Consider the following 24,543-nt stretch of genomic DNA (forward strand, 5'->3'; position numbering starts at 1 on the left):
CAAGCGCGGACCGCGCCAATTTTCGCAGGCGATCATTCCTGCGCCCGATCTTGCAAGAGAGGCGCCCCGGGCTTAGCTGACGGACAAAGTTAGGAGCGACTATGGCGGATCAGGGTAAAGGGCCGGTAGCGGCGAGCATCGAGAAGAAACTGATTGAGGGGCTTTCGCCCATCTTCGTGAAAGTGATCGACGAATCGCGCCACCACGCCGGCCATGGCCACCCGGGCGACAAGCGCCACGGCAATGAGAGCCATTTCCGGGTGGAGGTGGTGAGCGGAGCCTTCGAGGGCAAGAGCCGGGTGGAACGGCACCGGATGGTCAACGCCCTGCTGGCGCAGGAGATCGCCGAGGGCGTGCATGCGCTGGCGATCGGGGCGAAGGCGCCGGGGGAGGCGTAGCGAGCCCTCAGCCGGCGGGGAACTCGCTCGCCAGCCAGGCCGACGTCGCTCGGTCATGCCAGCCGATTCCGCTGCCCCGGGCATGGAAGCCCAGATGCCCGCCGCCCGGCGTGAAAGCCGTCCGGACATTGGGAAGGCTTGGCCAGTCGATCGACTCATAGTCGGCGGCCGGGATCCACGGATCGTCCATCGCATGGATGACGAGAACGGGACGGTCTATACCTGTCAGGTATCGGCCGGCCGAGTTCCGTTCGTAATAATCGGCGGCGTCGCGATAGCCGAAACAGGGGGCGACGAACCGGTCGTCGAATTCCCAGATGGACCGCGCCGCCGCGATCGCCGAACGCTGCGCGGCGGCGACCGTGGCGCCCGGGGCGAGGGCCTCGGCTTTCAGCCCCGTCAGCAAATAAAGATGGTAGAGGGCGTTGCGCGGCGACTGGATGCGCAGGCTCGCCGCCGCCAGGTCGAGTGGGGCCGAAACGGCGACGGCGCCGAGGATCGGCGCGTCGCCGGGGCCTTCCCCCATGATTTTCAGGACGAGGTTGCCGCCAAGCGAGTGACCGACGAGCGCGACGCCGCGACGGACGAGTTCGGGCGGCAATTGGCGCAGCGCCGCCGCGAGATCCTCCGTACGCCCGGCATGATAGCGGCCCTTCGAGGTCGGGCGGGAAACCGCTGAGCCGCGCAGATTGAGCCGCAGCACCGGCCATCCCTCCCGCACCAGATGCCGCGCCGTGCGCACGACATTGACGCTCGTCTCGGTCCCCCCAAGACCGTGGATCAGGACGACGAGCGGCCGCGTCGAAGCGCCGGGCGGACGGTCGAGGCGCGCCGCCAGACGGTCGCCGTCCGGCATGGGCAGAAGCAGACGCTCGCCGCCGACGAGTTCTCCCGGTCTCGGAAGCAGGACGTTGCGCAGGGTCTGGAGGTCGGGGCCCCACCAGGGCGCGCGTTCCCGAAAGGCGGGCGGCGGCGCGTCGGTCACGCCGGCTGGTCCGAAATCTCCACCGTCCCTGCGGCAGGCCGCGGCGCGAGCGACTTGGCGACCACGATTTTCATGACAGCTCCCGAAACGTAGCGCGGGGCGCGGGCGGGGCGCGCGCTCACGATTGATCCTAAAAAATTAGGGCGCGCTTCCTGCGAAAGCCGGCTCCCGCTTTTCGCGAGCCGCGCTCTAGCTGCGTATGGGCGCGCCCGTCTCGTCGCAATCCACCTCCGTCAATTCGTCGCCCAGTTCGATGCGCGCATAAGCGAGCGTGCCGTCGTCGCGATAGGCATATTGGTGGGAAAGCTCCACCTCGCCATAGACCATCTTCTCGACGGTCGCGACGCGCCCGGCCGGATCGTGCGTCACGCGAAAATAGGTGTTGCGATTGCCAAGCTCCGCCGCCTCCAGCGGCTCGACCAGCTTCAGCGGCATGCGCACGCCGCTATAGGTGAGAAAATATTTATAGGCCGCCTCGCTCATAGCGCTCCTCCCTCTTCGCTTTCTCTTCCTCCTAGAAAAAATCGCGCCAGCGCCGCCGCGGCACGGCGCTTGCGGAAAGCGCGCTGAACGGCCTCTCCCCCGGCCGGCTTTGTCGCAGATGCGACAGAATTCACGAAAAGGAGCGCCACAAATGAGACTAGCCGAAGCCTACGCCAGCGCCACCGCGGATGAGATCGAGGCGGCCCTCGCGGGCGGCAAGCTGATCCTCTATTCGGTAGGCCGTCCGCCGTCGCCCGACCATAACGTCACCCGCAGCTCGGTCCTCGCCGAGTATAATTTCGGCAGCCCGGCCTTCGACGACGCCAAGACCCCCGTCTTCGCCGAGAACGGCGTTGTCGCGCTGCATGTCGGAACCCCGGGCTGGGCCCGCGCGTTCTCGGCCGACGGCGGCGTCGTCGCCGATTTCTCGGCCGGCGCCGGTGCGGCGGAAATCAAATGCGACAGCATTTCCGCGACGCCGGGCTTTCCGCTCAAGGTTCTGTCGCTCAAGATCGCCCTGCCGGCGGAGACGGCGACTTATGAGAAGACGGAATTCGGCCACGTCTACGTCACCGGCCAGGACAATCCCTATCGCAAGCTCTCGGTGCGCGGCTGATCCCGCGGCGCCGGAGAGTCTTGACGATTACATGACGACAGCGTAGCGCGGGGCGGCTTTTCACTTCCCGCGCTATCGGCAGGACATCCATGACGACGACCAAGCCCGGCGCCAAGCCGGCCAATCCCCGCTTTTCCTCCGGCCCCTGCGCCAAGCGTCCCGGCTGGTCGTTCGAAAATCTGCAAGGGGCCGCGCTCGGCCGGTCGCACCGCTCCGCGGCGGGCAAGGCGAAACTCAAGCTGGCGATCGACCTCACCCGCGAGGTGCTTCAGGTTCCCGCCGATTACCGCATCGGCGTCGTGCCGGCTTCCGACACCGGCGCGGTCGAGATGGCGCTGTGGTCGCTGCTCGGCCCGCGCGGAGTGGACGTGGCCGCCTGGGAAAGCTTCTCGGCCGATTGGGTCACGGACGTGCTGGAGCAGCTCAGGCTCCCCGACGCCCGCAAATTCACGGCGGCTTTCGGCGAAATGCCGGATCTCTCGCAGATCAATTTCGACAACGACTTCGTCTTCGCCTGGAACGGCACGACGGCGGGCGTGCGCGTGCCCAATGGCGACTTCATCCCCGCCGACCGCAAGGGCCTGACGATCTGCGACGCGACCTCCGCGGCCTTCGCGCAAAATCTCGACTTCTCCAAGCTGGATGTGACGACCTATAGCTGGCAGAAGGTGATGGGCGGCGAGGCCGCGCATGGCATGCTGATCCTATCGCCCCGCGCCGTGGAGCGGCTCGAAAGCTACACGCCGCCCTGGCCCATGCCGAAGATTTTCCGCCTCACCAATAAGGGCAAGCTCAACGAGGGCGTTTTCGAGGGCGAAACCATCAACACGCCGTCGCTGCTCGCGACCGAGGACTATATCGACACGCTGAGCTGGGCGAAGTCGATCGGCGGCCTGCCGGCGCTCCGCGCGCGTTGCGACGCCTCGGCCAGGGCCGTAGCCGACTGGGTCGAGAAAACCCCCTGGATCGAGCATCTCGCCAAGAACCCCGCGACGCGCTCCAATACGGGCGTGTGCCTGATCTTCTCGGAGAAGAGCGCCGCCCGGACCGAGGCGGACAAAGCGGCGCTCGCCAGGAAGATGGTCGCGATGATCGAGGCGGAAGGCGCGGGCTACGACTTCGGCGCCTATCGCGACGCGCCCCCCGGCTTCCGCATCTGGTGCGGCGCGACGGTCGAAGCCTCGGATGTCGCGATCCTGACGCAGTGGCTCGACTGGGCCTATGCGGAAGCGACGGCGGCGGTCGAGGCGGCCTAATCCGCCCAGTCGGTCGCCATCAGGCCGGGCACGCGGTCGAATTCGCGGCGGTTGTTGGTGACGAGCACGGCGCGCCGCCGCCGCGCCTGGGCGGCGATGAGAACATCGAAGGGGCCGATCGGCGCGCCGCGCGCTTCCAAATGAGCACGGATGTCGCCGGCCTCGCGCGCGTCCTCCGCGTCGAAGGGCGGCTGCTCGAACCCGGCGGAGAGAAATTCAACGAGAAGCGCATGCGCCTTTTCGGGCTGCCGACTTTTTGCGATCCCGTAAGAGAGCTCGAACAAGACGATGGAGGGAACAATCAGCTTCGTCCCGGCCCGGAGCTCCTCCGCCAGCCGCTCCGCATAACCCGCGCGGCGGCCGTTGAGCGCGAAAATGACCGCGTTCGTATCCAGACAGAACATGGAAAGCGTCAGTCGAATGAAATAGACTCGTCGGGCCGAAGCGGCGGATCGTCGGGAATGCCCTCTGGAAGGAAGTCCTTTGCGCCGAGAGCGTCCAACCGTCGTCGCCAGGCGTCGACATCGAAGGGCTCGGATTCCAGCGGCTCGAGAACAACCTTGTCTCCCACCTTGCTGACGCGCACCTCCGTCCCCGGCAACCGGAACTCCTTGGGTAGGCGAACGGCCTGGCTGCGGCCGTGCCGGAACAGTTTCGCCGTCGCCATCATCGCCTCCGCCTTTGAGAGTATCTACCAGAGATAGATACCTGTTCACGTTCCGACGGACAAGCCCCCCGGAGCCCGCCATGCCGCCCCGTGTCCTTATCTCCGACTCCCTCTCCCCCGCCGCGATCGACATTTTCCGCGCCCGCGGGATCGAGGCGGATTTCGAGCCCGCGCTGGGCAAGGACGGGGCGAGGCTCGCCGCGGCCATCGGCGCCTATGACGGCCTCGCCATCCGCTCCGCGACGAAGGTGACGGCGGACATTCTGGCGCGCGCCGGGAGGCTGAGGATCGTCGGGCGCGCGGGGGTCGGCGTCGACAATGTCGACATTCCCGCCGCAACGGCGAAGGGCGTGATCGTGATGAACGCGCCCTTCGGCAATTCGGTCACCACGGCCGAGCACGCCGTCGCCATGATGCTGTCGCTCGCCCGCGAAATCCCCGCCGCCGACGCCTCGACCCAGGCCGGCAAATGGGAGAAAAACCGCTTCATGGGCGTCGAGATCGCCGGCAAGACGTTGGGCGTCATCGGCTGCGGCAATATCGGCGCGATCGTCGCCGACCGGGCGCAGGGCCTCAAGATGCGGGTCCTCGCCTATGATCCCTTCCTCACGGAGGAGCGCGCCCAGGCGCTCGGCGTCGAGAAGGTGGAGTTGGACGACCTCCTCGGCCGCGCAGATTTCATCACTCTTCACACGCCGCTCACGACGCAAACGAGGAACATCCTCTCGGCCGAGTCGATAGCGAGGACCCGCAAGGGCGTGCGCATCATCAATTGCGCGCGCGGCGGCCTGCTCGACGAGGCGGCGCTCGCCCGGGCGCTGGACGAGGGCCATGTCGCAGGCGCCGCGCTCGACGTCTTCGCGGTTGAGCCGGCGATCGAGAATCCGCTCTTCGGGCGGCCCAACGTCGTCTGCACGCCCCATCTCGGCGCCGCCACGACTGAAGCGCAGGAGAAGGTCGCGCTGCAGATCGCCGAGCAGATGTCGGACTATTTTACGCGCGGCGCCGTCGCGAACGCCGTCAATTTCCCGTCCATCACCGCCGAGGAGGCGCCGCGCCTCAAGCCTTTCGTGATCCTCGCGGAAAAGCTCGGGCTCTTCGTCGGCCAGATCGCGCGCTCCGGCGTCGAGAAACTATCCATTGTTTTCGAAGGACATATTGCGCAGCAAAAGACAAAGGCCATTTCGGCCGCCGCCCTCTCCGGCCTGCTGAAGCCGATCCTCGAAGACGTGAATCCCGTCTCCGCGCCGGCCATCGCAAGGGAGCGCGGGATCGTCGTGGAGGAAGTGACCTGCGAGGCCCAGAGCGGGTACGAATCGCTGCTGACGCTCATCGCCCGAACCGCGGCGGACGAGATCAAGGTGGCGGGCGCCGTCTTTCACGACGGCAAGCCGCGAATCATGCGGGTCGGCGAGATCGGCGTCGACGCGGAGTTCTCCCCTTCCATGATCTACACGCAGAACGAGGACCGGCCGGGCTTCATCGGCCGATTCGCCGGCGCGCTCGGCGCGGCGGAGATCAACATCGCCACCTTCGCGCTGGGACGCGACGCGCCCGGCGGCTGCGCCGTCGCGCTCGTCGCCGTCGACGGCGAACTGCCGGAGGACGCCTTGGCGGCGATTCGCGCCCTTCCAGGGGTCAAGCAGGCGACGACGCTGAGGTTTTGACGGGCGAGACTGTTGCAGGCCTGCAACTATCATGGGGGAAACGCGCGGGAGGCTGGCTTCGCGCTTGCGAAGGCCGCGCGGCTGCGAGAGTAATCGTCGCAAGTCGCCGCCGCGCCGAATTGCTCTGCGCGGGCGCCCCGCTTCCGATCGGCGACCGGCTTTCCATCGCCAAACAAGGGATTATCATGCGCCGGCTTGTCCTTGCATCGCTCTGCATTATCGCCGGCGTCGGCGCGCTCTCCTCGCAAGGCTTCGCCGCGCAGCCCGACGTCGACCCGCTGACCGAGCTTTTCGGCGGCGCGCCCGCCACGGCGCCGCAGGGCGCCCAGGGCCGCCCGCAGGCGGTCGCCATTCCGCGCGAAATCGTCGCTTCCCCCGGCAGCTACGCCCCGGGCACGGTGGTCATCAACACCAGCGAACGCCGCCTTTACTACGTTCTCGGCAACGGCCAGGCGGTTCGCTACGGCGTCGGCGTCGGACGACCGGGCTTCGAATGGGCGGGCGTGCGCTACATCTCCAGCAAGCGCGAATGGCCGGACTGGACGCCGCCCGCGCAGATGCTGAGGCGCCGCCCCGATTTGCCGCGTCACATGGAAGGCGGGATCAACAACCCGCTCGGCGCCCGCGCCATGTATCTCTCGGGCACGCTCTATCGCATCCACGGCTCCAACGAGCCGGAGACGATCGGCCAGGCGGTCTCCTCGGGCTGCATCCGCATGACCAATGACGACGTGACCGACCTCTATGACCGCGTGAAGGTGGGCACGAAGGTGGTCGTGACGCGATAGGCGCGTCGGCCTCGAAACGATTTGACGGCCGGCCTCTGCGCCGGCCGTTTTTCGTTCCCGCGGCGCCAACCCCGTCATGGCCGCGCCCGGCGCAGGCGTCCATGCGGTCCTGCTGCACGCGCCTTGCAGCGCTCACGCGAAACATCCCGGCGTGCGCGGCCTGGACGAGCCCGGCCATGACGCGGGAAGGGAAGGGGCTCACGCCTCCCCCGGCCGGTCCCGATCGAGCCCTTTCGCCTTCAGCTCCTCCAGATAGGCGGCGAAGCTCGCCTCGGCGGTCTCGCCAAGCTGGCGCAGGTATCGCCACGTATAAATGCCCGTGCGGTGCATGTCGTCGAAGTCGAGCCTGATCGCGTAATTTCCGACCGGCGCGACGGCGATGACGGCGACGCTGCGCTTGCCGCCCACGGTCTTCTGGTCGGCCGGCGAATGGCCCTGCACCTCGGCGCTGGGGCTGCGCACGCGCAAAAGCTCCGCGCTCATCGTGAAGCTCGCCCCGTCGTCGAAGGCGACGCGGAGATTCTTTCCGTTGTCGAGCAGGCGGATTTCGGTGGGCCAGGGATCGGCGGTCAAGGAAAGCTCCTCTTTTCGGTGCGGCGTGGACAAGTTATAGCCTCCCGCCGCGCCGGAAGCGCCCGCAATATCGAATTATCCGATAGGCGGATAGAAATTGCTCGGGCTTCACGACATTCGCGGACGACAATATATGTGATCGTCAAGGCGGCGCCTGTCCGCTGAACGGAAACATCGGCTATGAACGCCTTCACGCATAAGCCCGCCGCCGCCGCGCCCGCGCCGCTCGTCGATCCTTATGGACGCGCGGTTTCCTATGTTCGCGTCTCGGTGACGGACCGGTGCGATTTCCGTTGCGTCTATTGCATGGCCGAGCACATGACCTTCCTGCCCCGGAAGGATCTGCTGACGCTCGAGGAGCTCGACCGCATGTGCTCGGCCTTTGTCGCGCGCGGCGCGAAGAAACTGCGCATCACCGGCGGCGAGCCGCTGGTGCGCCACGACGTCATGAAGCTCTTCCGCGGGCTGTCCCGCCATCTCGTCTCGGGCAGGCTCGAGGAGCTGACGCTGACGACCAACGGCTCTCAGCTCGCGCGCTTTGCCTCGGCGCTCGCCGATTGCGGCGTGAGGCGCGTCAATGTCTCCCTCGACACGCTCGACCCGGCCCGCTTCAGGGCGCTGACCCGCACAGGCGACCATGCCCGCGTTCTGGCCGGCGTCGACGCGGCGCTGAAAGCGGGGCTGAAGGTGAAGCTCAACGCCGTCGCGCTCAAGGGTGTGAACGAAGACGAATTCGTTCCGCTCGTCCGCTTCGCCCATGCGCGCGGCATGGACATGACGTTCATCGAGGTGATGCCGCTCGGCGAGCTCGACGGGCCGGCGCGCGTCGACCAATACCTCGCCATGAGCGCCGTGCGCGACAGGCTCGGGGAAGCCTTCACGCTCGACGAGATCGACTACCGCACCGGCGGCCCGGCCCGCTACATGCGCGCCGGGGAGACGGGCGGGCGCATCGGCTTCATCACGCCGATGACCCATAATTTCTGCGAGAGCTGCAACCGCGTGCGCGTCACCTGCACCGGCACGCTTTATATGTGCCTCGGCCAGGAGGACGCCGCCGATCTGCGCGCGCCCCTGCGCGAGAGCGCCGACGACCAGCTTCTCCATGCCGCGATCGAGGAAGCGATCCGCCGCAAGCCCAAGGGTCACGACTTCATCATCGACCGCGCGACGCAGACCCCGGCGGTTTCGCGCCATATGAGCATGACGGGCGGCTGATTATGTCCCAATCCGCAAGCGTCGCCTTTCTCGGCCTCGGCGTCATGGGCTATCCCATGGCCGGCCATCTCGTCCGCGCCGGCCATAAGGCGGCGGTTTATAACCGCACCGTCGCCAGGGCGGAGAAATTCGCCGCGCAGCATGGCGCCGCTTTCGCGCCGACGCCGCGCGAGGCCGCGGCGGGCGCCGATTTCGTCTTCTCCTGCGTGGGCAATGACGACGATCTGCGCGCGGTCGCGCTCGGCCCGGACGGCGCCTTCGTCGGCATGAAGGAAGGCGCGGTCTTCGTCGACCACACAACCGCCTCGGCGGAAGTCGCCCGCGAGCTTTACGCCGAAGCGGGGAAGCGCGGCTTGGGCGCGATCGACGCGCCGATCTCGGGCGGGCAGGCGGGGGCCGAAAGCGGCAAGCTCACCGTGATGTGCGGGGCCGAGCCCGAAATTTACGCGAAAGCCGAGCCGGTGATGGCCGCCTATTCCCGCGCCTGCCGGCTGATGGGGCCGCCGGGTTCGGGCCAACTCGCCAAGATGGTCAATCAGATCGCCATCGCCGGGCTGATCCAGAGCCTTTCCGAGGCGCTGCATTTCGCCAGAAGCGCCGGGCTCGACGCCGAGACCGTCATCGATCTCATCAAGAACGGCGCGGCGCAGAGCTGGCAGATGGAGAACCGCACGAGGACCATGCTCGCCGGCGAATTCGAGCACGGCTTCGCCGTCGAGTGGATGCGCAAGGATCTGGCGATCTGCCTCGCCGAAGCCCGCCGCAACGGCGCCAGGCTCCCGGTCGCGGCGCTCGTCGACCAGTTTTACGCCGAAGTCGAATCCATGGGCGGCAAGCGATGGGACACGTCGAGCCTCATTGCGCGGCTCGAACGAAAATAGGCCCGCCGGCCGTCCAATGGCCGCAGGGCTTTGATTCGGCTTGCCGATCTCGTCTCGACGCGCCTTCGCGCGTCAGGCCTGTAAGGCAAAATTGTGGCGCGTCCAGCGCTGAAAAAAATTTTTCCGTGGCGCCGATGCAACCATTCCTCGGGCTCAGCGTTTCTCTCTCAACAAGAAGAGGAACACCCAAGGCCGCGGGCGCATGGGCGCGCGCGTGAGGGACAAGTCCTGTCGTAACCCTATTGGGAGGGGCCCTTATGGCCGTTACGCGCGAAAGCCCGTTTGCAAGCCGCACGTCGCGGATTGTTCTTGGAGCCACGATCGCCTGTGGTCTTGTCGCCGCCGTTGCCGCGGCGCCCACGGCGCCGGCTCCCAAGGGACAGTCCGTCGCCGCCGTCAAGGCGGCGGTCAGCCTGAACGATGACGGCCTGCGCCCGCTCGCGCGTGGACCGGCGATCCGGGTGGGACGCGCCTATGGCGCAGAGGATGAAGACTGCACGCTGGTTCTGAAACCAAGCACAGACGAGCGCGGTCGCGTCCGGTATATGCGTAGCGTAACCTGCGCCAACTGACGCAGCGTCCCCCGACCGCAAGGTCAATGGCCACACTGGAAGGCGAAGGCGGCTCTTGAGGAGCGCCTCCGCCTTCTGTTTTTTGGTAATTGGGCTTTTGCGTAATTTATCTCGCGCGACTGACGCAGACCGGGCGCTAGGGGCGAGCCTGAAGGCTCGCATGACGAACAATGCGACGAGCCGCCGTTGACGCCCTTGGCGCCGCTACCTACTGTGCCGCGCTTCCCCACACAGCCTAATGGTCGCGCCCCAACACATGTCCGATCCGATCGTCCTTTCGCCCGAACTTCTCGACGCCGCGCGCGTCTCGCCCGCCTGGCCCTTCGAGGAGGCGCGGAAGCTCGTCAAACGGGTCGAGACGAGCGGCCAGGCTTCGGTGCTGTTCGAGACCGGCTATGGCCCTTCCGGCCTGCCGCATATCGGCACTTTCGGCGAAGTGGCGCGCACCAGCATGGTGCGCCGCGCCTTCGAGGTTCTGACCGAAGGCAAGATCGCCACGCGCCTCATCGCCTTCTCGGACGATCTGGACGGGCTGCGCAAGGTCCCGGACAACATCCCCAACAAGGAGCTGGTGGCCGCCAATCTCGGCAAGCCGCTGACGCAGGTGCCGGACCCGTTCGGCACGCACGACTCGTTCGGCGCGCATAACAACGCCCGCCTTCGCGCCTTTCTGGACGCCTTCGGCTTCGACTACGAATTCGCGTCCTCGACCGAATACTACAAGAGCGGCCGCTTCGACGCGGCCTTAAAGCACATGCTCGCCCGCTACGACGCGGTGATGAAGATCATGCTGCCGAGCTTCCGTGAGGAGCGCGCGGCGACCTATTCGCCCTTCTTGCCGATCCATCCCCGGACGGGAATCGTCATGCAGGTCCCGCTTGCCGGCATCGACGCGGAGGCTGGCGCGATCGAGTGGGAAGACCCCGAGACGGGGGAGAAGTTCACGACTCCCGTCACCGGCGGCCATTGCAAGCTGCAATGGAAGCCCGACTGGGCGATGCGCTGGTATGCGCTCGGCGTCGACTACGAAATGGCCGGCAAGGACCTGATCGACTCGGTCAAGCTCTCCGGCCAGATCGTCCGCGCCCTTGGCGGCAAGCCGCCGGAGGGCTTCAATTACGAGCTCTTCCTCGACGAGAAGGGCCAGAAGATCTCAAAATCCAAGGGCAACGGCCTCACGATCGAGGAATGGCTGACCTACGCCAGCCCCGAGTCCCTGGCGCAGTTCATGTATCAGAAGCCGACCGCCGCGAAGCGGCTGCATTTCGACGTCATTCCACGCAATGTCGACGACTATCTGAACTTCCTCGACGCCTATCAGCGGCAGGACTGGAGGAACCGCCTCGGCAATCCGGTCTGGCACATCCATTCCGGAAATCCGCCTCCGCCCGAGAGGCTCGAACATGACGGCGAGGCCAAGGGCGTGAGCGTCTCCTTCTCGATGCTGCTCAATCTCGCGGCCGTCGCCAACGCCGAGGACCCTGCCGTGCTCTGGGGCTTCCTCAAGCGCTACGCGCCCAAGGCGAGCCCCGAGAACCACCCGCGGCTCGACAAGCTCGTGGGCTATGCCGTCGCTTACTTTCGCGACTTCGTGAAGCCGGCGAAGCAATATCGCGCGCCCGACGAGGTCGAGCGCGAGGCGCTCGCCAGGATCGACGCGACGCTCGGGGCGCTCGGCGAAGACGCGACGGCCGAAGACATTCAGACGGCGCTCTACGACATCGCCCGCGCCGTGCCGCGCTATCAGGACTTCGCCGCCAAGGGCGCGACGCCGGAGCGGCCGGGCGTCTCCAACGACTTCTTCAACATGCTCTACGAGGTGCTGCTCGGCGAGAAGAAGGGCCCGCGCTTCGGCTCCTTCGTCGCGCTCTACGGCGTGGCGAATTCCCGCAAGCTCATCCAGGACGCCCTCGCCGGCGCCTTTGTGCGGCCCGCCGCCTGATGCGCGCCGCCGAGGCCGATATTCTGATCCTGCCGGGCTATCTCGGCTCCGGCCCGGACCATTGGCAGAGCCGCTGGGAGAAGAAGCTCTCGACGGCCCGCCGCGTCGAGCAGCGCAACTGGGAGAACCCAAAGCGCGACGAATGGGTGAAGGCCATCGCGCGGGAGATCCGCGCCGCGACGAAGCCCGTGGTGCTTGTCGCTCATTCGCTGGGGGCGATCGCTGCGCTCCATGCTGCGCAGCAATCGGGCGACAGGATCGCCGGCGCCTTCCTCGTCGCGCCGCCGTCCGAAGAGGTTATTCGCGAAATGCCGGCGGTCGATTCGGCCTTCCTGCCGGTTCCCCGGTCGCGGCTTCCCTTCCCGGCCATCGTCGTCGGCAGCAGCGCCGACCCTTATGCCGATCTCCTCTTCCCGCGCCGCCTCGCGGAAGATATCGGCGCGCATTTCATCGACGCGGACGCGGCCGGGCATATCAATGTCGAGAGCGGCCACGGCCCCTGGCCCGAGGGCTTGCTCGCCTTCGCGCATTTCGTCGCGAAGCTGTAGCGCCTTTCCTGCGATGCGCCCTCGCCGCCTTTCGGGCGCTCCAGGGCGACGGCTGACGAGCCCTCTTGCCCGAGGAGGCGCGAAGCGCCGTCTCGAAGCGGGAAGGTCTCTCGCAGGCCGCGAGAACTCCAGCGTCCTCGCCGCGTTACGTCCGCATGTCCGATTTCATGACCCTCGCGGCGCTGGCCGGCGAGGAGGAAATGTGCACGCGCTGCCCCCTCTATCGCAGCGCGACGCAAGCCGTGCCAGGCGAGGGGCCGAGGGGCGCACGGGTGATGCTCGTCGGCGAGCAGCCCGGCGACGCCGAGGACCTGTCAGGCCGCCCTTTTGTCGGCTCCGCCGGGCGGCTGCTCGACAAGGCGCTGGCCAAGGTCCATCTGCCGCGCGACGAATGTTTCGTCACCAACGCCGTGAAGCATTTCAAATTCGAGCCGCGCGGCAAGCGCCGCCTGCACAAGAGGCCCGACGCCGGCGAGATCGACGCCTGCCGCTGGTGGCTCACGCAGGAGCGCGCGCTGGTCCAGCCCGGTCTCGTCGTCGCCATGGGCGCAACCGCCATTCGCGGAGTCCTGGGGCGCTCCGAAACCGTCGCGCGGCTGCGGGGCAGGCTGATCGATCTCGACGCCCACGCCAAATTCCTCGCCACCATCCACCCGTCTTTTCTGCTGCGCCTCCAGGAGGAAGAGGATAAGCGGAGGGAGTGGGCGCGTTTCTTAAGCGATCTGGAAGTCGCGGCGGAATGGGCGCGCGCGGGCGATGGAATGCAAATGAATGCGTAGAGCATTATTTTTACTGGCTGTTTTTGTCTGCATTCCCGCGTGGGCCGAGCTTCTCACGCTGGACGAGGCGGAGCCGGAGCTTCGCGCGTCGCTGAAGATTGGCGGCAAGGAATATTCCCTGCCCGTCAAATTGCTGCGCAGCGCGGCCGCCCCTCGGGGGGACGTTCTGCTTGTCGATGTCGCGCAGCAAAGCGACCTGACGGACACGGCGCTCGCGCGCGGCATGAGCGTCGCGACTCTTGATCTCGGCGCCCTTCCGGCGCCCGCCCGCGCCGGGGCGCTTCGCGATCTGCTGCCCCGGCTGCGCGAGAAGAGCGGCGCTACGCGCATTCTCGGACGCGGAGCCGGTCCGGCGGCGGAGGCGCTGATCGAGGCCGGCGCGCTTTTCGACGGCCTGCTGATCCACCGCGCCGAGCCTTTCGCTGTCCCGATCGACCCGCGCGGCCCCAAGATCATCGAGACCTTCGGCTCCGAAGCCTATTGGCGCCCCGGCGTCGCGGCGAACGAAACGGAGGCGGCGGAAGGCGCGAACCGACGCCGCTTCTTCATCGCCGGAACGGCGCAGGCCGGCGCCGTCAATTGCGCCGCGCCGATCAATTCGCGCGCGAGCGGGCCGGCGCTGCGGGCCATGCTCGTCGCGCTGGACGAATGGACGAAAGGGATGAAGCCCCCGGCCTCGCGCGCGCCGCGCGCGCATGGCGCCGCCCTCGTTCCGGCCGAATCCCTCGTCTGGCCGAAAATCCCCGGCCTGCCGCAGGCGCCTCCGGGCGAACGGCTTGTCCCCAGGATCGACGCGGATGGCAATGAGACTTCGGGCCTGCGCCTGCCGGATCATGTGCTGCCGATCGCGACCTTCACCGCTTTCGCCGCGCAAAAAGACAGGGGCGGCCCATTTTGCGCGGCGGGCGCGGCGATCCCTTTTGCCTCGACCAGGGCCGACCGGGAAAAGACGGGCGATCCCCGCCCCTCCCTCATCGAGCGCTATGGCTCGCGCGCCTATTTCGTGGCGACCATGCGCGTCGTCGCGGACAAGCTCGTCAAGGAGCGGCTGCTTTTGAAGGAAGACGCCGACGCCTATGTCAAGGCGGCGAGGCAGGCGCCGTTTTAAGCCGCCGTTCATCATTTCGGGGAGCATAAGGCTGGACGGCGGCTCCCGGACCGCTTCCGCTTGGCTCGCACGACCACGTCAAGCCGCGCCGCGAGCGCGACTTTATCTCATTCCCACTGGCGGGCTAAGGCGTCGGTTGTCGCAGGACGCTTGCGCCATGTTCGAGCGTATCGCCGGCGCGTTCCCCGACATTCTCGAAATGCTCGCTCAGATTTTCGCGCGTGCGCGGGTCGACAATGGCGAAGGGCGTCGCGACCGCCGCGCCGGCCGCGGCGCCAACGGTCGAGGCGGCGCCTGCGGCGACGAGGCCGATCTTCTCGCCGACGCCCGCCTGGCCGTCGCTCAGGGTCTGGCCGGTCGCGAGCCGCGCGCCGATGGAGCGCACCACCGCCGGCGCCTCGGCGAATTTCGTATGGCCGAGCGCATCGCCGCCGCCCGACGAGACGTCGGTGAGGTCGACGACCTGGATGTCGTCTTGCGCAAGCACGTCGCGATAGGGCTCGGCATTGGGATCGACCGCGCCGAGCCGCGGCTTGTCGCCCCAGACGCGCTTGGACACGGCGAGCGCCTCGTCGTCGCGCGAGACGAAGAGCGTGAAGAGCGAGGGCCGCACGCCCATCGCCCGGATCTGGCGCCGGAACACGTCGAAATCCACGTCGGGCGCCGCGAGCATGACGTTCTTGATCTTCGGCGGCAGACCCCTGTTGCGGATCGCCATCTGACGCAGCGCTTCGAGCGTCACCCAATTGCCCATGGAATGCGCGAGGATGGAGACTTCTCCCACATTCGGATCGCGCGAAAGGGCCTGCAGAACCGCCTCCAGCGAGTCGCGGGAGTAGTTCGCGCTCTCATGGTCGTAGCCATATTGCAGCAGCTTGCCGCGCGAGGGCCAGGTGAAGAGCACGGGCAGAACAGGCGCGGCGGAATCATGCGCGATCTGCGCGAAGCGATAGACGGCTTCGGCGAAGCGCGTGTTATAGCCATGGACGAAGACGAGCGCCTGCCGCCTGGGCGTCTTCGCGATGCGCCGGTCGAACTCCGCGAGCGCCGCCGACTCGCTCAGAATGCGCGCCTCGACCGTGGTGAAGCTCTGCATCGGATTGGCCGTATCGCCCTCCGGCCACTGAACCTCGCCCACCTTGCGATAGGCGTCGGGCGGGATCGACACGGTGATCTCGGCGAAAGAGAGCGTCGCGCCGCGCTCGCCGGAAAACATTTCGCCGGGCGCCGTCTCATCCGGCGCGCGCGTCGTCGCGACGAGCATATGCACAAGGCTCGCGCCAGCGACTTCCTGATGCGTGGGGATCAGCACGCCATGCGGCCGTCCCGCGCAGGCCGCCGCGCCGAGGAGAAGGACGGCCGCCAGAGCGCGCTGCGCAAAAGCGGGAACCCGTTTTTCGCATGGAGCGCGCTCTGAACCTTCAGGAACGATCGCGTTGTCTGCGTTCAGGCGATTCCACCCAAACGTAGCGCGATCTACGCAGAAGCGAACGATCCGCATGAAAGGAGGCATGCAACAAAGCCGGTTGAGAGAAGAAGGACGCGCGCAAACGCCTTGAACGAAGTCGCTATCAGATTTATGGCGCCAATGTGGCCTGTGCGCCGGCGCACATACGTCAAGCGCCAGAGCGCTTAATGATTTCCGCGTTCGCCTAAAGAAGGCGGATGTCGGAAGCGGGGCTGGAATGGGGCATGCTTCCGGCCGAGGCGGGAGGAAGGCTTCCCCAGCTCCCATCCTCCCGCCTTTCTTCTTTTTAATCGCCCGACAAGCGTCAGTCGTTCGGCGCGAGCATCTTCTCGGGTCGCACGATCTCGTCGAACTCCGCTTCCGTCACCTTGCCCGAGGCGAGCGCCTCTTCCTTGAGGCTCGTGCCGTTCTTATGCGCGGCGCGGGCGATCTTGGAGGCCGCGTCGTAACCGATTTTCGGCGCGAGCGCGGTGACGAGCATCAGCGAGCGCTCGAGGAAACGCTTGATGTTGGCCTCGTCCGCCTCGATGCCGTCGACGCAGCGGGTGATGAAGCTGTTGACGCCGTCGGCGAGCAGGATCGTCGATTCCAGCAGCGCGAATCCGACGACGGGCTTCAGCACATTGAGCTCAAGATGGCCCTGCGAGGCCGCGAAGGTGATCGTCGCATTGTTGCCGAAGACGCGCGTGCAGACCATGGTCAGCGACTCGACCTGAGTCGGATTGACCTTGCCCGGCATGATGGACGAGCCCGGCTCGTTCTCGGGCAATTTCAGTTCCGCGAAGCCCGCGCGCGGGCCGGAGCCCAGCAGACGAATGTCGCAGGCGATCTTGTAGAGGCCCGACGCCAGCGCATTCATGGAGCCATGCGCGAAGACGATGGCGTCATGCGCCGCGAGCGCCTCGAATTTGTTGGGCGCCGAGACGAAAGGCAGACCCGTCTGCTGCGCGACATGCGCCGCGACTTCCTCGCCGAATCCCTTGAAGGTGTTCACGCCCGTGCCGACCGCGGTGCCGCCCTGCGCGAGCGCGAGGAGATCGGGCAGCGCCGCGCGGATGCGGGCCGCCCCATATTTCGCCTGCGCGGCGTAGCCGGAAAATTCCTGGCCGAGCGTCACCGGCGTCGCGTCCTGCAGATGGGTGCGGCCGATCTTGACGATATGGGCGAATTGCGAGGCCTTGCGCTCGAAGGCCGCCTGCAGCCGCTCGACGGCGGGCAGCAGCTTGCCGGAAATGGCGAGCGCGCCGGCGATATGGATTGCGGTGGGAAAGCTGTCGTTCGAGGACTGGCCCAGATTGACGTGATCGTTGGGATGCACGGGCGACTTGGAGCCGCGCGGCGCGCCGAGCGTTTCATTCGCCCGGTTCGCGATCACCTCGTTGACGTTCATGTTGGTCTGCGTGCCGGAGCCGGTCTGCCAGACGACGAGCGGAAAATGCTCGTCGAGCTTGCCCTCGATGACTTCCTGCGCGGCGGCCGAAATGGCGTCGGCGATTTCCTTCTTCAGCAGGCCCTTCTTCTCGTTCGCCTTCGCGGCGGCGAGCTTCACCCGCGCGAGCGCATGGATGATCTCGATCGGCATACGGTCGCCGCCGATGGGGAAATTCTCGCGCGAACGCTGCGTCTGCGCGCCCCAATAGGCCCAGGACGGCACGGCGATGTCGCCAAAGGAATCGCGTTCAATGCGGCTGTCTTCTGTCATCGGTCTCGCTCGAAAGGCGCGCGGAGGCGGCCGCGCTGAATGCCGGAATCCTGATTTTTGCAGCGCGCTCTATGCGGCATTTCCGCCGTTGGTTCAATCTCGTCCGGCCGTGGACAAGGCCGAGGCCCGCGTCTCGCCGTCCCGCCCCGAGGCTGCGGGCAGCGACATGAGCTCGGCGAGGCGGTTACGCGCGCGATTGACCCGGCTCTTCATCGTGCCGGGCGCGCAGCCGCAAATTTCGGCGGCCTCCTCATAGGACATGCCCGAGGCGGCGACGAGGATCAACGCCTCGCGCTGGTCCAGGGGCAATTTTTGCAGCGCCTCGCGGAAATCCAGAAAGTCCATGTGGGCGTGCTGGGATTCCGGCGCGATCAGCCGCGCGGCGGCCGCCCCGTCCGGGTCCGGCGCCTCGCGGCGGCGCTTGCGGAACTCGCTGTAATAGATGTTGCGCAGGATGGTGAAGAGCCAGGCGGTGAGATTGGTGCCTTCCGCGAAGGAGCCGAGGCTCCCCCACGCCTTGACCAGCGTCTCCTGGACGAGGTCGTCGGCGCGGTCGGCGTTGCCGCAGATCGAGACCGCGAAGGCGCGCAGGCTCGGTATGGCCGCGATGAGATCGGCCTTCAGACTCTGTCCGTCCTGTGAACTCGGTCCGTCTGCGTTCACTCTCTCTCCCCGGGCGCCCCCCTCGACAGGCCCGAGGATATCATATTCTTTTCCAACTGGTTCAGAAGATTCAGGAAGCGGTCGGGAACCGGCTGGGCCACGAGATCGTCGTAGAGATTCTGAAGCTCCTTGCCGATCGCGTCGCCAAAATCGACATTCCGCATATTCTTGTCGTTCCTCTCGGAAACGCAAAGGCCCACGCTGGTCGCGTCCCGGCCGTTCGCGTTCAAATCCTTCTCCGTCAGGCCGCTCGCCTCGCGCCGATTGGCGCGGCTCGTTCCTGCGGCGCTCGACCCCAGCCCCGCGGCGATGGCCGCCACGCTGCGAGGGAGCTGTCCGGAGAAGTGACGCTTCTCGGCGCGATCGTCGTCGGACGACGCGCGCGCGGCGGCGTTCTCCGGAATGTTTTTCACCATGGAGCCCCCAATTCCCAATGCCATGATTTTCTGTGGCGGACCGTTTTCGTCGCGCGATATAGTGCGCTGCACGGAAAGCAAAACGCCGCGCTCAGGGATTGGTTCCTTAAATTGTGCGGGTTGTTTTGACGCAGTCGTCACGGTTGACCTCCTTTCCGTCTTCGCGGCCGCCTCCGGAGTGGCGTAACATGTCGGTTTCACGAGAGATTTCAGGTCACCTGCCTTATCTGCGCCGTTTCGCGAGGGCTCTTGTCGGAACACGCGAGGGCGGCGACGCCTTTGTGATGGCGACGCTTGAAGCCATTGTCGGCGACCCTCAAAAACTCCAGGAAAACGAGGATCTTAGGATCTCCCTCTACAAGTGCTTCCTGCGCGTGTGGGGCTCCGCCCCGGTCAATCTCCGCTCCGCTCCCGCCGGCGGCCTTGAGGATGACGGCGCCCGCCGCAATCTCGACGGCATTTCGCTGCGGCCGCGCGTCGCCTTTCTGTTGCACGCGCTGGAAGGGTTCGATCTCGAGCAGGTCGCCGACACGCTCGATGTCTCGGAACGGGACGCCGCCGCCCTCATCGACGCGGCCAACGCCGAAATCGCCGATCAGATTGCGACAGAAGTCCTCATCATAGAGGACGAGCCCCTGATCGCGCATGATCTGCGCAGCATTGTGGAGGAACTGGGGCATAGCGTCGTCGGCATGGCGCGCACCCACCGCGAAGCCGTCGCCGCCATCGAAACGGTCCAGCCGGGGCTGATCCTCGCCGACATTCAGCTCGCCGACGGCAGTTCCGGGCTGGACGCCGTGAACGAGATTCTCGGCGCGCTGTCGACTCCGGTGATTTTCGTCACCGCCTATCCCGAGCGCTTTCTGACCGGCGCCCCGCCCGAGCCCGCCTTCCTCGTCACCAAGCCCTTCAGCGTCGAAAGCCTGAAGGCCATCATCAGCCAGGCTTTATTTTTCAACCGCAGGTCGCACAAGCGCGAGGCCTGAGCCGGTGTGGAAAAAGGTCGGGTTTACGGAAGTAAGTATTATCCCTGATAGGTTTTTGGTCCTTCACAAGCTTGGCTACGTAGATTCCACGATTGCAGAAACCTTGGCCAATTAGGCAAGTTATACGCGTGGGCGCTGGGGGCAAAAGAGGCGACCATGCAGGAAGTAGCGAAGAAGTCCAATCGAGGCTTCGCCTCGATGGATCCCGAGAAGCAACGCGCGATCGCGCGCAAGGGCGGCCAGAGCGTCCCTGACGAAAAGCGCAGCTTCTCCCAGAATCCCGAGCTTGCGGCGCGCGCCGGGCGCAAGGGCGGGCAGAGCGTCAATCCGGCGAAGCGCAGCTTCTCTCGCGATCACAATCTCGCGTCGGAAGCGGGCCGTAAGGGCGGTCACGCCTCTCACGGCGGCGGGCAGAAGCGGGCGTCGGCTTAAGAGGCGACCCCACCGAAAAACATTAGGCGGCGTAGGGCTTCGAGCGCTGCGCGATAAGTGAGTAAAGCGCGTCATGGTCTCGCGTGGCGCGGATGGTTGCGACAAGGCCAGGGTCGCGAAGCATCCGCGCCGCGCAGGCGAGCGCCTTCAGATGGTCCGCGCCGGACGATTCGGGCGCGATCAGAAGAAACACCAGATCGACCGGCGCGCCGTCGAGCGCCTCGAACTCCACCGGCCGCTCGAGCCGGGCGAAAATCCCGAAAATGGATTTGACCTTCGCAAGCTTGCCATGCGGAATGGCGATGCCTTCGCCGATTCCCGTCGAGCCCAGACGCTCGCGATGCAGCAGCGCGTCGAAGATCTCGCGCGCCGGGAGTCCCGAAAGCTTCGCCGCCCGGTCGCTCAGCTCCTGAAGCAATTGCTTCTTGTTCGTCGCCTTCAAATTGGCGATGACTGCTTCCGGCGTGACAAGATCCGTGAGCCGCATGCGACGCCCTATCCGTTCAAGCGTTGGAGAACCCGCCCTTCACCTGGGCGGCAGCGCCCGTGAAGGAAATCGCAAGATACATGCCGAGGAAGCCGCGATTATGTCGCCGCGGCGGCGTTCTCTTCTCCCGCGGGAAAGCGCCTTCTTTGACGTTATTCGCCGGCGGGAGCGTCGATCCAACCGATATTGTTGTCGCTGCGCCGGTAGACAATATTCACCCGGCCGGTATTTGCGTGACGAAAGACGAGAACCGGGGCCCCCGAAAGGTCGAGGTCGAGCACGGCGGCGGAAACCGAGAGGCGGCGCAGCTTGGTGGTCGTTTCGGCGACGACGGCGGGGCTGAACTCGGCCGGGGCTTCGCTCTCCTGATCGGGCGCCTGGAGCACCTGATAGGGAGCCTCCTCCGCCTCATGGGCGTGCCCGTCATGGTGGCTCTTGAGCCGCTCCTTGTAGCGGCGAAGGCGCTTTTCCAGGCGGTCGGCGGCCTGGTCGAACGTCGCATAGGGCTCCTGGCCGCGGCCGTCCGCCTGGAGGACGATGCCGGAAGTAAGATGCAGGCTGCAATCGGCGCGATAGCCGGAGCCTTCGGGCGCGATCGTGACGTGGCCGCTGACGCCGCCGTCGAAATATTTGGACGTCGCCTGCTCCAGGCGCTGCGTGACATGCAAGCGCAGCGCCTCGCCGATATTCATGTTCTTGCCTGAAACTCTCAGCGACATGTCGTTTTCGCCCTTTCCGACAGCGGCGGGTCGTCGCGGCCGAGACGGAAGCCGTCTTCTCCGCGCGCCGACGCCGATTACGGATGTTATGATCCCAATTGCCCGAGCGCCCGTCTCGAACAGGTTGACCCGGCGCCTGCGGACCCCGCCTGGCGCCGCAAAATTCGGCGCAGCGTTAGAAGCCTATGCGCGCGAAGTCAATGGGCGCCGCGGCAGGGGCCAGGGCTATCGCATTTGACCGAGGACGGATCTGGCGAAGGCGTCGGACCATCCCGAGCGTTTTCGCTTCCGGCGGATGGAGATTTCGGGCCGTGAGCGTTTGAGGACATTGAGGGCGAGCTTGCGGATGGTCGCGAGATTTTCCGCCCCGTTGTCCTTGCGGTTACGGGCCCTGTCCTCGTCGAAGGTCACGTCCAGCACCCAGTGCACGCCGTTCTCGATGCTCCAGTGGGCGCGGACCGCCCTGGCGAAAGCTTCGGCGGACAGCTTCGCGGAAGACAGGTAATAGCGGCAAGATCGCGTGGTCCTGCCCTCGCGCTCGACCCTTGCATCGATCCGCCCGATGGTCGAAAGCCCCGGCATCGCCGGGCGATCCTTGTCGCCCTTTGGAAACAGCCAGCCGACATCGTGAACGACCGCGTGGCGGCGCGTTTCCACCCGGCCATGATCGGCGTCCGTCGTCTCGAAGGTCTCGGCGACGACGGACGCAGGGTCGGCGAAAAACGTCTCGACATCCTCGAGCGTCGCCGGGCGATTGGCCTTGAGCGCGAACAGCCAGTCGCCGCCGCGATCGAGCACTTTCTGCGCCGTCGGGGCGTTGCAGTGGATGGCGTCGGCGGTCACCAGCGCGCCGGTCAGGTCGAGCAGGTCGATCAGCGCCCGCGCCGCGGTGATCTCGTTGCCGCCGTCCGTCACCGCCTTCTGGCCGATGACCAGCTTGGCGTCGGCGGCGAAGGCCGTCACCACATGCAGCGCCGAGGCGCCTTTGGCCTTGTCGAAGGAGCGGCGCAGCGTCTTGCCGTCGATGGCGACGACGCCGGCGCCATCCTCTCCCAGCGCCTCCAGAAAGCGCCCGAAACAGGCTGCCAGCGCCTCCGGATCGATCTGCCGGAACAGTCGCGAGAACGTGTCGTGGCTCGGCAAGCCGTTCTCAAGGCTCAGGAACTCCCGGAACAGCTCCTCCCGGTCCTCCGCGAAGTCGGCAAATTCGACGCAGCCCTCGCAGCCGCAGATCGACGCCGTCAGCGCAATCATCAGAATATCCAGCAACTCGTGACGGGTGGCGTTGCCGCTCCGCGGATCGGGAACATCCCGCAAGATCGTGATCAACAGGCTCATCGGCTCCTCGCGAATCAGAACCAATGACAGAATCCATTCCAACGCCCCGCGCTACCTCATTTCGTCAAATGCGATTCCCCTGCGGCAGGGGCCGTCAGCCAGTTGTTTGCTGCGCGCCTGAAGGCGCGCGGTCCAAAAGGCGCCCCCGGACCGCGCGCCTTCAGGCGCGCATCCTCACAGGCGCGGCTGCGCCCGGTCTGTCCGGCGGCTAATGCGCGTGCTCGCGAGCGAGCGCCATCTTGGCGCGGCGGCGATCGACCGAGGAGGGAATCCGCAGACTGTCTCGATATTTGGCGACGGTGCGCCGGGCGATGTCGATATTGATCGCCTTGAGCCGCGCGACGATCGCGTCGTCGGAAAGCACCTCGTCGGCGGTCTCCTTGTCGATCATCTGCTTGATGCGGAAACGCACCGATTCGGCCGAATGCGCCTCGCCGCCGGTCGTCGTCGCGATGGAGGCGGAGAAGAAGTATTTCAGCTCGAAGACGCCGCGCGGCGTCATCATATACTTGTTGGAGGTGACGCGAGAGACGGTTGATTCGTGCATGCCGATGGCGTCGGCGATGGTGCGCAGATTGAGCGGCCGCAAATGCTCGACGCCCTTGGCCAGGAACGCATCCTGCAGGCGCACGATCTCGGACGCGACCTTGAGGATCGTCTTTTGACGCTGCTCCAGGCTCTTGGTCAGCCAGTTGGCGTTCTGCAGGCAAGTCGAGATGAAGGTCTTGTCGGCGTCGCGCGCATGGGCGGAGACTTTCGCCGCATAGCTGTGATTGACGAGCACCCTGGGCAGAGCCTCCGAATTCAGCTCGACATGCCAGGAGCCGTCGGGGGCGGCGCGCACGATGACGTCGGCGACGAGCGGCTGGATCGGCGCGTCTCCGAAGGCGCGGCCGGGCTTGGGGTCGAGGCCGCGCAGTTCGGCGGCCATGTCGGCGATGTCGTCCATGTCCACGCCGCAGAGCCGGGAGAGCTGAGCGAAGTCGCGCTTGGCGACGAGCGGCAGATTGGCGACGAAGGCCTGCATCGCCGGATCGTAGCGGTCCCGCTCCTTGAGCTGGATCGCCAGGCACTCCGCGAGATCGCGCGCGCCCACGCCGGAAGGGTCGAAGCTCTGGACGAGCGCGAGAACCGTCTCCGCTTCGGCCGGGTCCGCGTCGAGCCGGCCGGCGATGTCCTCAAGGCTCTCACGCAGATAGCCGGTCTCGTCGATCCCGTCGATGATCGCCTGGCCGATGAGGCGGCGGCGCGGATCCGGGCAGGCGAGGGCGAGCTGTTCGGCGAGATGGTCGTGCAGGCTCGGCCGCGAGGCGACATAGGCTTCGAGATTGGGCGCCTCGCCATCGCCGCCGCCGCCCGCGGCGCCGGTCCAGGAAGTGGCGGAGAGGCCTGCGCCCTCCAGCGCCTCGCGCGGCGCCTCCGCGGCCACGGCCGGACCGTCGGGCTCGAACGCGTTGCTCAGATCGGCGCCGAGATCCGACGAAAGGGTTGCGGCGTCGACAGCGAGGGAATCGCGCGCCCAGTCGCCTTCACGCGGTTCGCCTTCGAAAGCTTCGCCGGGAGCGGGAAAATCCTCGGCGCTCTTGGCGGCCGCGTCGCTCCCCGGCCCCTCACCGGCATGGTCGCCTTCCTGCGCCTCCAGGAGCGGATTGCGCTCCAGTTCGTCATGGAGAAAGGCGGAAAGCTCCAGATTGGAGAACTGCAGCAGCTTGATCGCCTGCAGGAGCTGCGGCGTCATCACCAGGGCCTGGCCCTGCCGCATCATCAGCTTTGTCGAAATCGCCATGAGCCAACTCGCACGCTGCCAACCGCTCTCTTTGCGGCCTGTTTTTTGCTTATAGCACGGAGCGG

The 24,543-nt window shown here is 66.4% G+C and carries 28 protein-coding genes; 14 read left to right on the plus strand and 14 right to left on the minus strand.

Annotation, left to right across the window (positions count from 1 at the left end):
- Nucleotides 1–101 precede the first annotated feature (101 nt).
- Complete coding sequence (locus ACNHKD_RS01295; RefSeq protein WP_442755329.1) at nucleotides 102–398, plus strand: BolA family protein; 297 nt, start codon at nucleotides 102–104, stop codon at nucleotides 396–398.
- Nucleotides 399–405: 7 nt separating this feature from the next.
- Here ACNHKD_RS01295 and ACNHKD_RS01300 read toward each other — a convergent pair whose 3' ends face one another.
- The 3 genes from ACNHKD_RS01300 to ACNHKD_RS01310 all read right to left on the minus strand — a co-directional run bounded on the left by ACNHKD_RS01300 (nucleotide 406) and on the right by ACNHKD_RS01310 (nucleotide 1,866).
- Nucleotides 406–1,383, minus strand: a complete 978-nt coding sequence (locus tag ACNHKD_RS01300) for a YheT family hydrolase (protein ID WP_442755330.1) — start codon at nucleotides 1,381–1,383, stop codon at nucleotides 406–408.
- On the minus strand, nucleotides 1,380–1,505 hold the full coding sequence (locus tag ACNHKD_RS01305) for a hypothetical protein (protein WP_442755331.1): 126 nt from the start codon (nucleotides 1,503–1,505) through the stop codon (nucleotides 1,380–1,382). The genes ACNHKD_RS01300 and ACNHKD_RS01305 overlap by 4 nt, the downstream gene beginning before the upstream one ends.
- Nucleotides 1,506–1,572: 67 nt before the next feature.
- Nucleotides 1,573–1,866 (minus strand): DUF6156 family protein, encoded by a 294-nt coding sequence (locus tag ACNHKD_RS01310; protein WP_442755332.1) that lies wholly within the window; start codon nucleotides 1,864–1,866, stop codon nucleotides 1,573–1,575.
- 151 nt (nucleotides 1,867–2,017) lie between these two features.
- Between ACNHKD_RS01310 and ACNHKD_RS01315 the strand changes: the two genes are divergently transcribed.
- Complete coding sequence (locus tag ACNHKD_RS01315) at nucleotides 2,018–2,482, plus strand: hypothetical protein (RefSeq protein ID WP_442755333.1); 465 nt, start codon at nucleotides 2,018–2,020, stop codon at nucleotides 2,480–2,482.
- 89 nt (nucleotides 2,483–2,571) lie between these two features.
- Nucleotides 2,572–3,738 carry a phosphoserine transaminase gene (locus tag ACNHKD_RS01320; protein WP_442755334.1) on the plus strand — a complete coding sequence of 389 codons (1,167 nt, stop codon included), beginning with the start codon at nucleotides 2,572–2,574 and terminating at the stop codon, nucleotides 3,736–3,738.
- Here the strand turns inward: ACNHKD_RS01320 and ACNHKD_RS01325 are convergent.
- Together ACNHKD_RS01325 and ACNHKD_RS01330 are read right to left on the minus strand one after the other, a co-directional pair.
- Complete coding sequence (locus tag ACNHKD_RS01325) at nucleotides 3,735–4,142, minus strand: type II toxin-antitoxin system VapC family toxin (RefSeq protein WP_442755335.1); 408 nt, start codon at nucleotides 4,140–4,142, stop codon at nucleotides 3,735–3,737. The genes ACNHKD_RS01320 and ACNHKD_RS01325 overlap by 4 nt on opposite strands.
- A gap of 8 nt (nucleotides 4,143–4,150) precedes the next feature.
- Complete coding sequence (locus tag ACNHKD_RS01330; RefSeq protein ID WP_442756807.1) at nucleotides 4,151–4,405, minus strand: antitoxin; 255 nt, start codon at nucleotides 4,403–4,405, stop codon at nucleotides 4,151–4,153.
- Nucleotides 4,406–4,485: 80 nt separating this feature from the next.
- Here ACNHKD_RS01330 and serA point away from each other — a divergent pair, with 80 nt between their 5' ends.
- Nucleotides 4,486–6,072, plus strand: coding sequence for a phosphoglycerate dehydrogenase (serA, locus tag ACNHKD_RS01335; RefSeq protein ID WP_442755336.1), 1,587 nt, complete (start codon nucleotides 4,486–4,488; stop codon nucleotides 6,070–6,072).
- Nucleotides 6,073–6,257: 185 nt separating this feature from the next.
- Entirely contained in the window at nucleotides 6,258–6,860 is a 603-nt protein-coding gene (locus tag ACNHKD_RS01340; RefSeq protein ID WP_442755337.1) for a L,D-transpeptidase, read from the plus strand.
- A 198-nt stretch (nucleotides 6,861–7,058) separates the two neighbouring features.
- Here the strand turns inward: ACNHKD_RS01340 and ACNHKD_RS01345 are convergent, their stop codons facing one another.
- Nucleotides 7,059–7,433: a gamma-butyrobetaine hydroxylase-like domain-containing protein gene (locus tag ACNHKD_RS01345; protein ID WP_442755338.1), complete on the minus strand. Its 375-nt coding sequence runs from the start codon at nucleotides 7,431–7,433 to the stop codon at nucleotides 7,059–7,061.
- A 180-nt stretch (nucleotides 7,434–7,613) separates the two neighbouring features.
- Here ACNHKD_RS01345 and moaA point away from each other — a divergent pair, with 180 nt between their 5' ends.
- The 7 genes from moaA to ACNHKD_RS01380 all read left to right on the plus strand — a co-directional run bounded on the left by moaA (nucleotide 7,614) and on the right by ACNHKD_RS01380 (nucleotide 14,481).
- On the plus strand, nucleotides 7,614–8,651 hold the full coding sequence (gene moaA / locus ACNHKD_RS01350) for a GTP 3',8-cyclase MoaA (protein WP_442755339.1): 1,038 nt from the start codon (nucleotides 7,614–7,616) through the stop codon (nucleotides 8,649–8,651).
- Between the two features lie 2 nt (nucleotides 8,652–8,653).
- The gene (locus ACNHKD_RS01355; protein WP_442755340.1) at nucleotides 8,654–9,532 is read left to right on the plus strand and encodes an NAD(P)-dependent oxidoreductase; all 879 of its coding nucleotides are present in this window, start codon (nucleotides 8,654–8,656) and stop codon (nucleotides 9,530–9,532) included.
- A gap of 257 nt (nucleotides 9,533–9,789) precedes the next feature.
- The gene (locus ACNHKD_RS01360; protein WP_442755341.1) at nucleotides 9,790–10,104 is read left to right on the plus strand and encodes a hypothetical protein; all 315 of its coding nucleotides are present in this window, start codon (nucleotides 9,790–9,792) and stop codon (nucleotides 10,102–10,104) included.
- Between the two features lie 256 nt (nucleotides 10,105–10,360).
- Nucleotides 10,361–12,046, plus strand: a complete 1,686-nt coding sequence (locus ACNHKD_RS01365; protein ID WP_442755342.1) for a lysine--tRNA ligase — start codon at nucleotides 10,361–10,363, stop codon at nucleotides 12,044–12,046.
- Entirely contained in the window at nucleotides 12,046–12,594 is a 549-nt protein-coding gene (locus tag ACNHKD_RS01370) for an RBBP9/YdeN family alpha/beta hydrolase (protein ID WP_442755343.1), read from the plus strand. Before ACNHKD_RS01365 ends, ACNHKD_RS01370 begins: the two co-directional genes overlap by 1 nt.
- Nucleotides 12,595–12,749: 155 nt before the next feature.
- Nucleotides 12,750–13,373 (plus strand): UdgX family uracil-DNA binding protein, encoded by a 624-nt coding sequence (locus ACNHKD_RS01375; protein ID WP_442755344.1) that lies wholly within the window; start codon nucleotides 12,750–12,752, stop codon nucleotides 13,371–13,373.
- Nucleotides 13,366–14,481 (plus strand): alpha/beta hydrolase domain-containing protein, encoded by a 1,116-nt coding sequence (locus tag ACNHKD_RS01380; protein WP_442755345.1) that lies wholly within the window; start codon nucleotides 13,366–13,368, stop codon nucleotides 14,479–14,481. Before ACNHKD_RS01375 ends, ACNHKD_RS01380 begins: the two co-directional genes overlap by 8 nt.
- Nucleotides 14,482–14,605: 124 nt before the next feature.
- On the opposite strand, the gene ACNHKD_RS01385 is transcribed toward ACNHKD_RS01380, so the two are convergent.
- From ACNHKD_RS01385 to ACNHKD_RS01400, 4 genes are all read right to left on the minus strand, one after another.
- Nucleotides 14,606–15,793, minus strand: a complete 1,188-nt coding sequence (locus ACNHKD_RS01385; RefSeq protein WP_442755346.1) for an alpha/beta hydrolase — start codon at nucleotides 15,791–15,793, stop codon at nucleotides 14,606–14,608.
- 460 nt (nucleotides 15,794–16,253) lie between these two features.
- A complete protein-coding gene (gene fumC / locus ACNHKD_RS01390; protein WP_442755347.1) occupies nucleotides 16,254–17,651 on the minus strand; it encodes a class II fumarate hydratase in 1,398 nt (465 codons plus the stop codon).
- A gap of 93 nt (nucleotides 17,652–17,744) precedes the next feature.
- Entirely contained in the window at nucleotides 17,745–18,314 is a 570-nt protein-coding gene (locus ACNHKD_RS01395; protein ID WP_442755348.1) for a sigma-70 family RNA polymerase sigma factor, read from the minus strand.
- Nucleotides 18,311–18,730, minus strand: a complete 420-nt coding sequence (locus tag ACNHKD_RS01400) for a NepR family anti-sigma factor (RefSeq protein ID WP_442755349.1) — start codon at nucleotides 18,728–18,730, stop codon at nucleotides 18,311–18,313. Before ACNHKD_RS01400 ends, ACNHKD_RS01395 begins: the two co-directional genes overlap by 4 nt.
- Nucleotides 18,731–18,918: 188 nt before the next feature.
- Here ACNHKD_RS01400 and ACNHKD_RS01405 point away from each other — a divergent pair, with 188 nt between their 5' ends.
- Complete coding sequence (locus ACNHKD_RS01405; protein WP_442755350.1) at nucleotides 18,919–19,716, plus strand: response regulator; 798 nt, start codon at nucleotides 18,919–18,921, stop codon at nucleotides 19,714–19,716.
- A gap of 156 nt (nucleotides 19,717–19,872) precedes the next feature.
- Nucleotides 19,873–20,148 (plus strand): KGG domain-containing protein, encoded by a 276-nt coding sequence (locus tag ACNHKD_RS01410; protein ID WP_442755351.1) that lies wholly within the window; start codon nucleotides 19,873–19,875, stop codon nucleotides 20,146–20,148.
- Between the two features lie 22 nt (nucleotides 20,149–20,170).
- Here ACNHKD_RS01410 and ptsN read toward each other — a convergent pair whose 3' ends face one another.
- The 4 genes from ptsN to rpoN form a co-directional block, all read right to left on the minus strand.
- The gene (gene ptsN, locus ACNHKD_RS01415; RefSeq protein ID WP_442755352.1) at nucleotides 20,171–20,635 is read right to left on the minus strand and encodes a PTS IIA-like nitrogen regulatory protein PtsN; all 465 of its coding nucleotides are present in this window, start codon (nucleotides 20,633–20,635) and stop codon (nucleotides 20,171–20,173) included.
- Between the two features lie 152 nt (nucleotides 20,636–20,787).
- Nucleotides 20,788–21,354: a ribosome hibernation-promoting factor, HPF/YfiA family gene (hpf, locus tag ACNHKD_RS01420; protein WP_442755353.1), complete on the minus strand. Its 567-nt coding sequence runs from the start codon at nucleotides 21,352–21,354 to the stop codon at nucleotides 20,788–20,790.
- Nucleotides 21,355–21,579: 225 nt separating this feature from the next.
- A complete protein-coding gene (locus ACNHKD_RS01425) occupies nucleotides 21,580–22,692 on the minus strand; it encodes an ISAs1 family transposase (protein WP_442756808.1) in 1,113 nt (370 codons plus the stop codon).
- Between the two features lie 208 nt (nucleotides 22,693–22,900).
- Entirely contained in the window at nucleotides 22,901–24,478 is a 1,578-nt protein-coding gene (gene rpoN, locus ACNHKD_RS01430) for an RNA polymerase factor sigma-54 (RefSeq protein ID WP_442755354.1), read from the minus strand.
- Nucleotides 24,479–24,543: the final 65 nt, after the last annotated feature.

This window comes from Methylocystis sp. JAN1 (genome assembly GCF_052186135.1).
Taxonomy (GTDB): Bacteria; Pseudomonadota; Alphaproteobacteria; order Rhizobiales; family Beijerinckiaceae; genus Methylocystis.

Bases quoted from the DNA above. Each gene is read 5' to 3' on its own strand.
- ACNHKD_RS01295 (WP_442755329.1), top strand. From the start codon at position 102: ATGGCGGATCAGGGTAAAGGGCCGGTAGCGGCGAGCATCGAGAAGAAA.
- ACNHKD_RS01310 (WP_442755332.1), bottom strand. From the start codon at position 1,866: ATGAGCGAGGCGGCCTATAAATATTTTCTCACCTATAGCGGCGTGCGC.
- ACNHKD_RS01315 (WP_442755333.1), top strand. From the start codon at position 2,018: ATGAGACTAGCCGAAGCCTACGCCAGCGCCACCGCGGATGAGATCGAG.
- ACNHKD_RS01320 (WP_442755334.1), top strand. From the start codon at position 2,572: ATGACGACGACCAAGCCCGGCGCCAAGCCGGCCAATCCCCGCTTTTCC.
- ACNHKD_RS01325 (WP_442755335.1), bottom strand. From the start codon at position 4,142: ATGTTCTGTCTGGATACGAACGCGGTCATTTTCGCGCTCAACGGCCGC.
- ACNHKD_RS01330 (WP_442756807.1), bottom strand. From the start codon at position 4,405: ATGGCGACGGCGAAACTGTTCCGGCACGGCCGCAGCCAGGCCGTTCGC.
- serA (WP_442755336.1), top strand. From the start codon at position 4,486: ATGCCGCCCCGTGTCCTTATCTCCGACTCCCTCTCCCCCGCCGCGATC.
- ACNHKD_RS01340 (WP_442755337.1), top strand. From the start codon at position 6,258: ATGCGCCGGCTTGTCCTTGCATCGCTCTGCATTATCGCCGGCGTCGGC.
- moaA (WP_442755339.1), top strand. From the start codon at position 7,614: ATGAACGCCTTCACGCATAAGCCCGCCGCCGCCGCGCCCGCGCCGCTC.
- ACNHKD_RS01355 (WP_442755340.1), top strand. From the start codon at position 8,654: ATGTCCCAATCCGCAAGCGTCGCCTTTCTCGGCCTCGGCGTCATGGGC.
- ACNHKD_RS01360 (WP_442755341.1), top strand. From the start codon at position 9,790: ATGGCCGTTACGCGCGAAAGCCCGTTTGCAAGCCGCACGTCGCGGATT.
- ACNHKD_RS01365 (WP_442755342.1), top strand. From the start codon at position 10,361: ATGTCCGATCCGATCGTCCTTTCGCCCGAACTTCTCGACGCCGCGCGC.
- ACNHKD_RS01370 (WP_442755343.1), top strand. From the start codon at position 12,046: ATGCGCGCCGCCGAGGCCGATATTCTGATCCTGCCGGGCTATCTCGGC.
- ACNHKD_RS01375 (WP_442755344.1), top strand. From the start codon at position 12,750: ATGTCCGATTTCATGACCCTCGCGGCGCTGGCCGGCGAGGAGGAAATG.
- ACNHKD_RS01380 (WP_442755345.1), top strand. From the start codon at position 13,366: ATGCGTAGAGCATTATTTTTACTGGCTGTTTTTGTCTGCATTCCCGCG.
- fumC (WP_442755347.1), bottom strand. From the start codon at position 17,651: ATGACAGAAGACAGCCGCATTGAACGCGATTCCTTTGGCGACATCGCC.
- ACNHKD_RS01400 (WP_442755349.1), bottom strand. From the start codon at position 18,730: ATGGTGAAAAACATTCCGGAGAACGCCGCCGCGCGCGCGTCGTCCGAC.
- ACNHKD_RS01405 (WP_442755350.1), top strand. From the start codon at position 18,919: ATGTCGGTTTCACGAGAGATTTCAGGTCACCTGCCTTATCTGCGCCGT.
- ACNHKD_RS01410 (WP_442755351.1), top strand. From the start codon at position 19,873: ATGCAGGAAGTAGCGAAGAAGTCCAATCGAGGCTTCGCCTCGATGGAT.
- ptsN (WP_442755352.1), bottom strand. From the start codon at position 20,635: ATGCGGCTCACGGATCTTGTCACGCCGGAAGCAGTCATCGCCAATTTG.
- hpf (WP_442755353.1), bottom strand. From the start codon at position 21,354: ATGTCGCTGAGAGTTTCAGGCAAGAACATGAATATCGGCGAGGCGCTG.
- ACNHKD_RS01425 (WP_442756808.1), bottom strand. From the start codon at position 22,692: ATGAGCCTGTTGATCACGATCTTGCGGGATGTTCCCGATCCGCGGAGC.
- rpoN (WP_442755354.1), bottom strand. From the start codon at position 24,478: ATGGCGATTTCGACAAAGCTGATGATGCGGCAGGGCCAGGCCCTGGTG.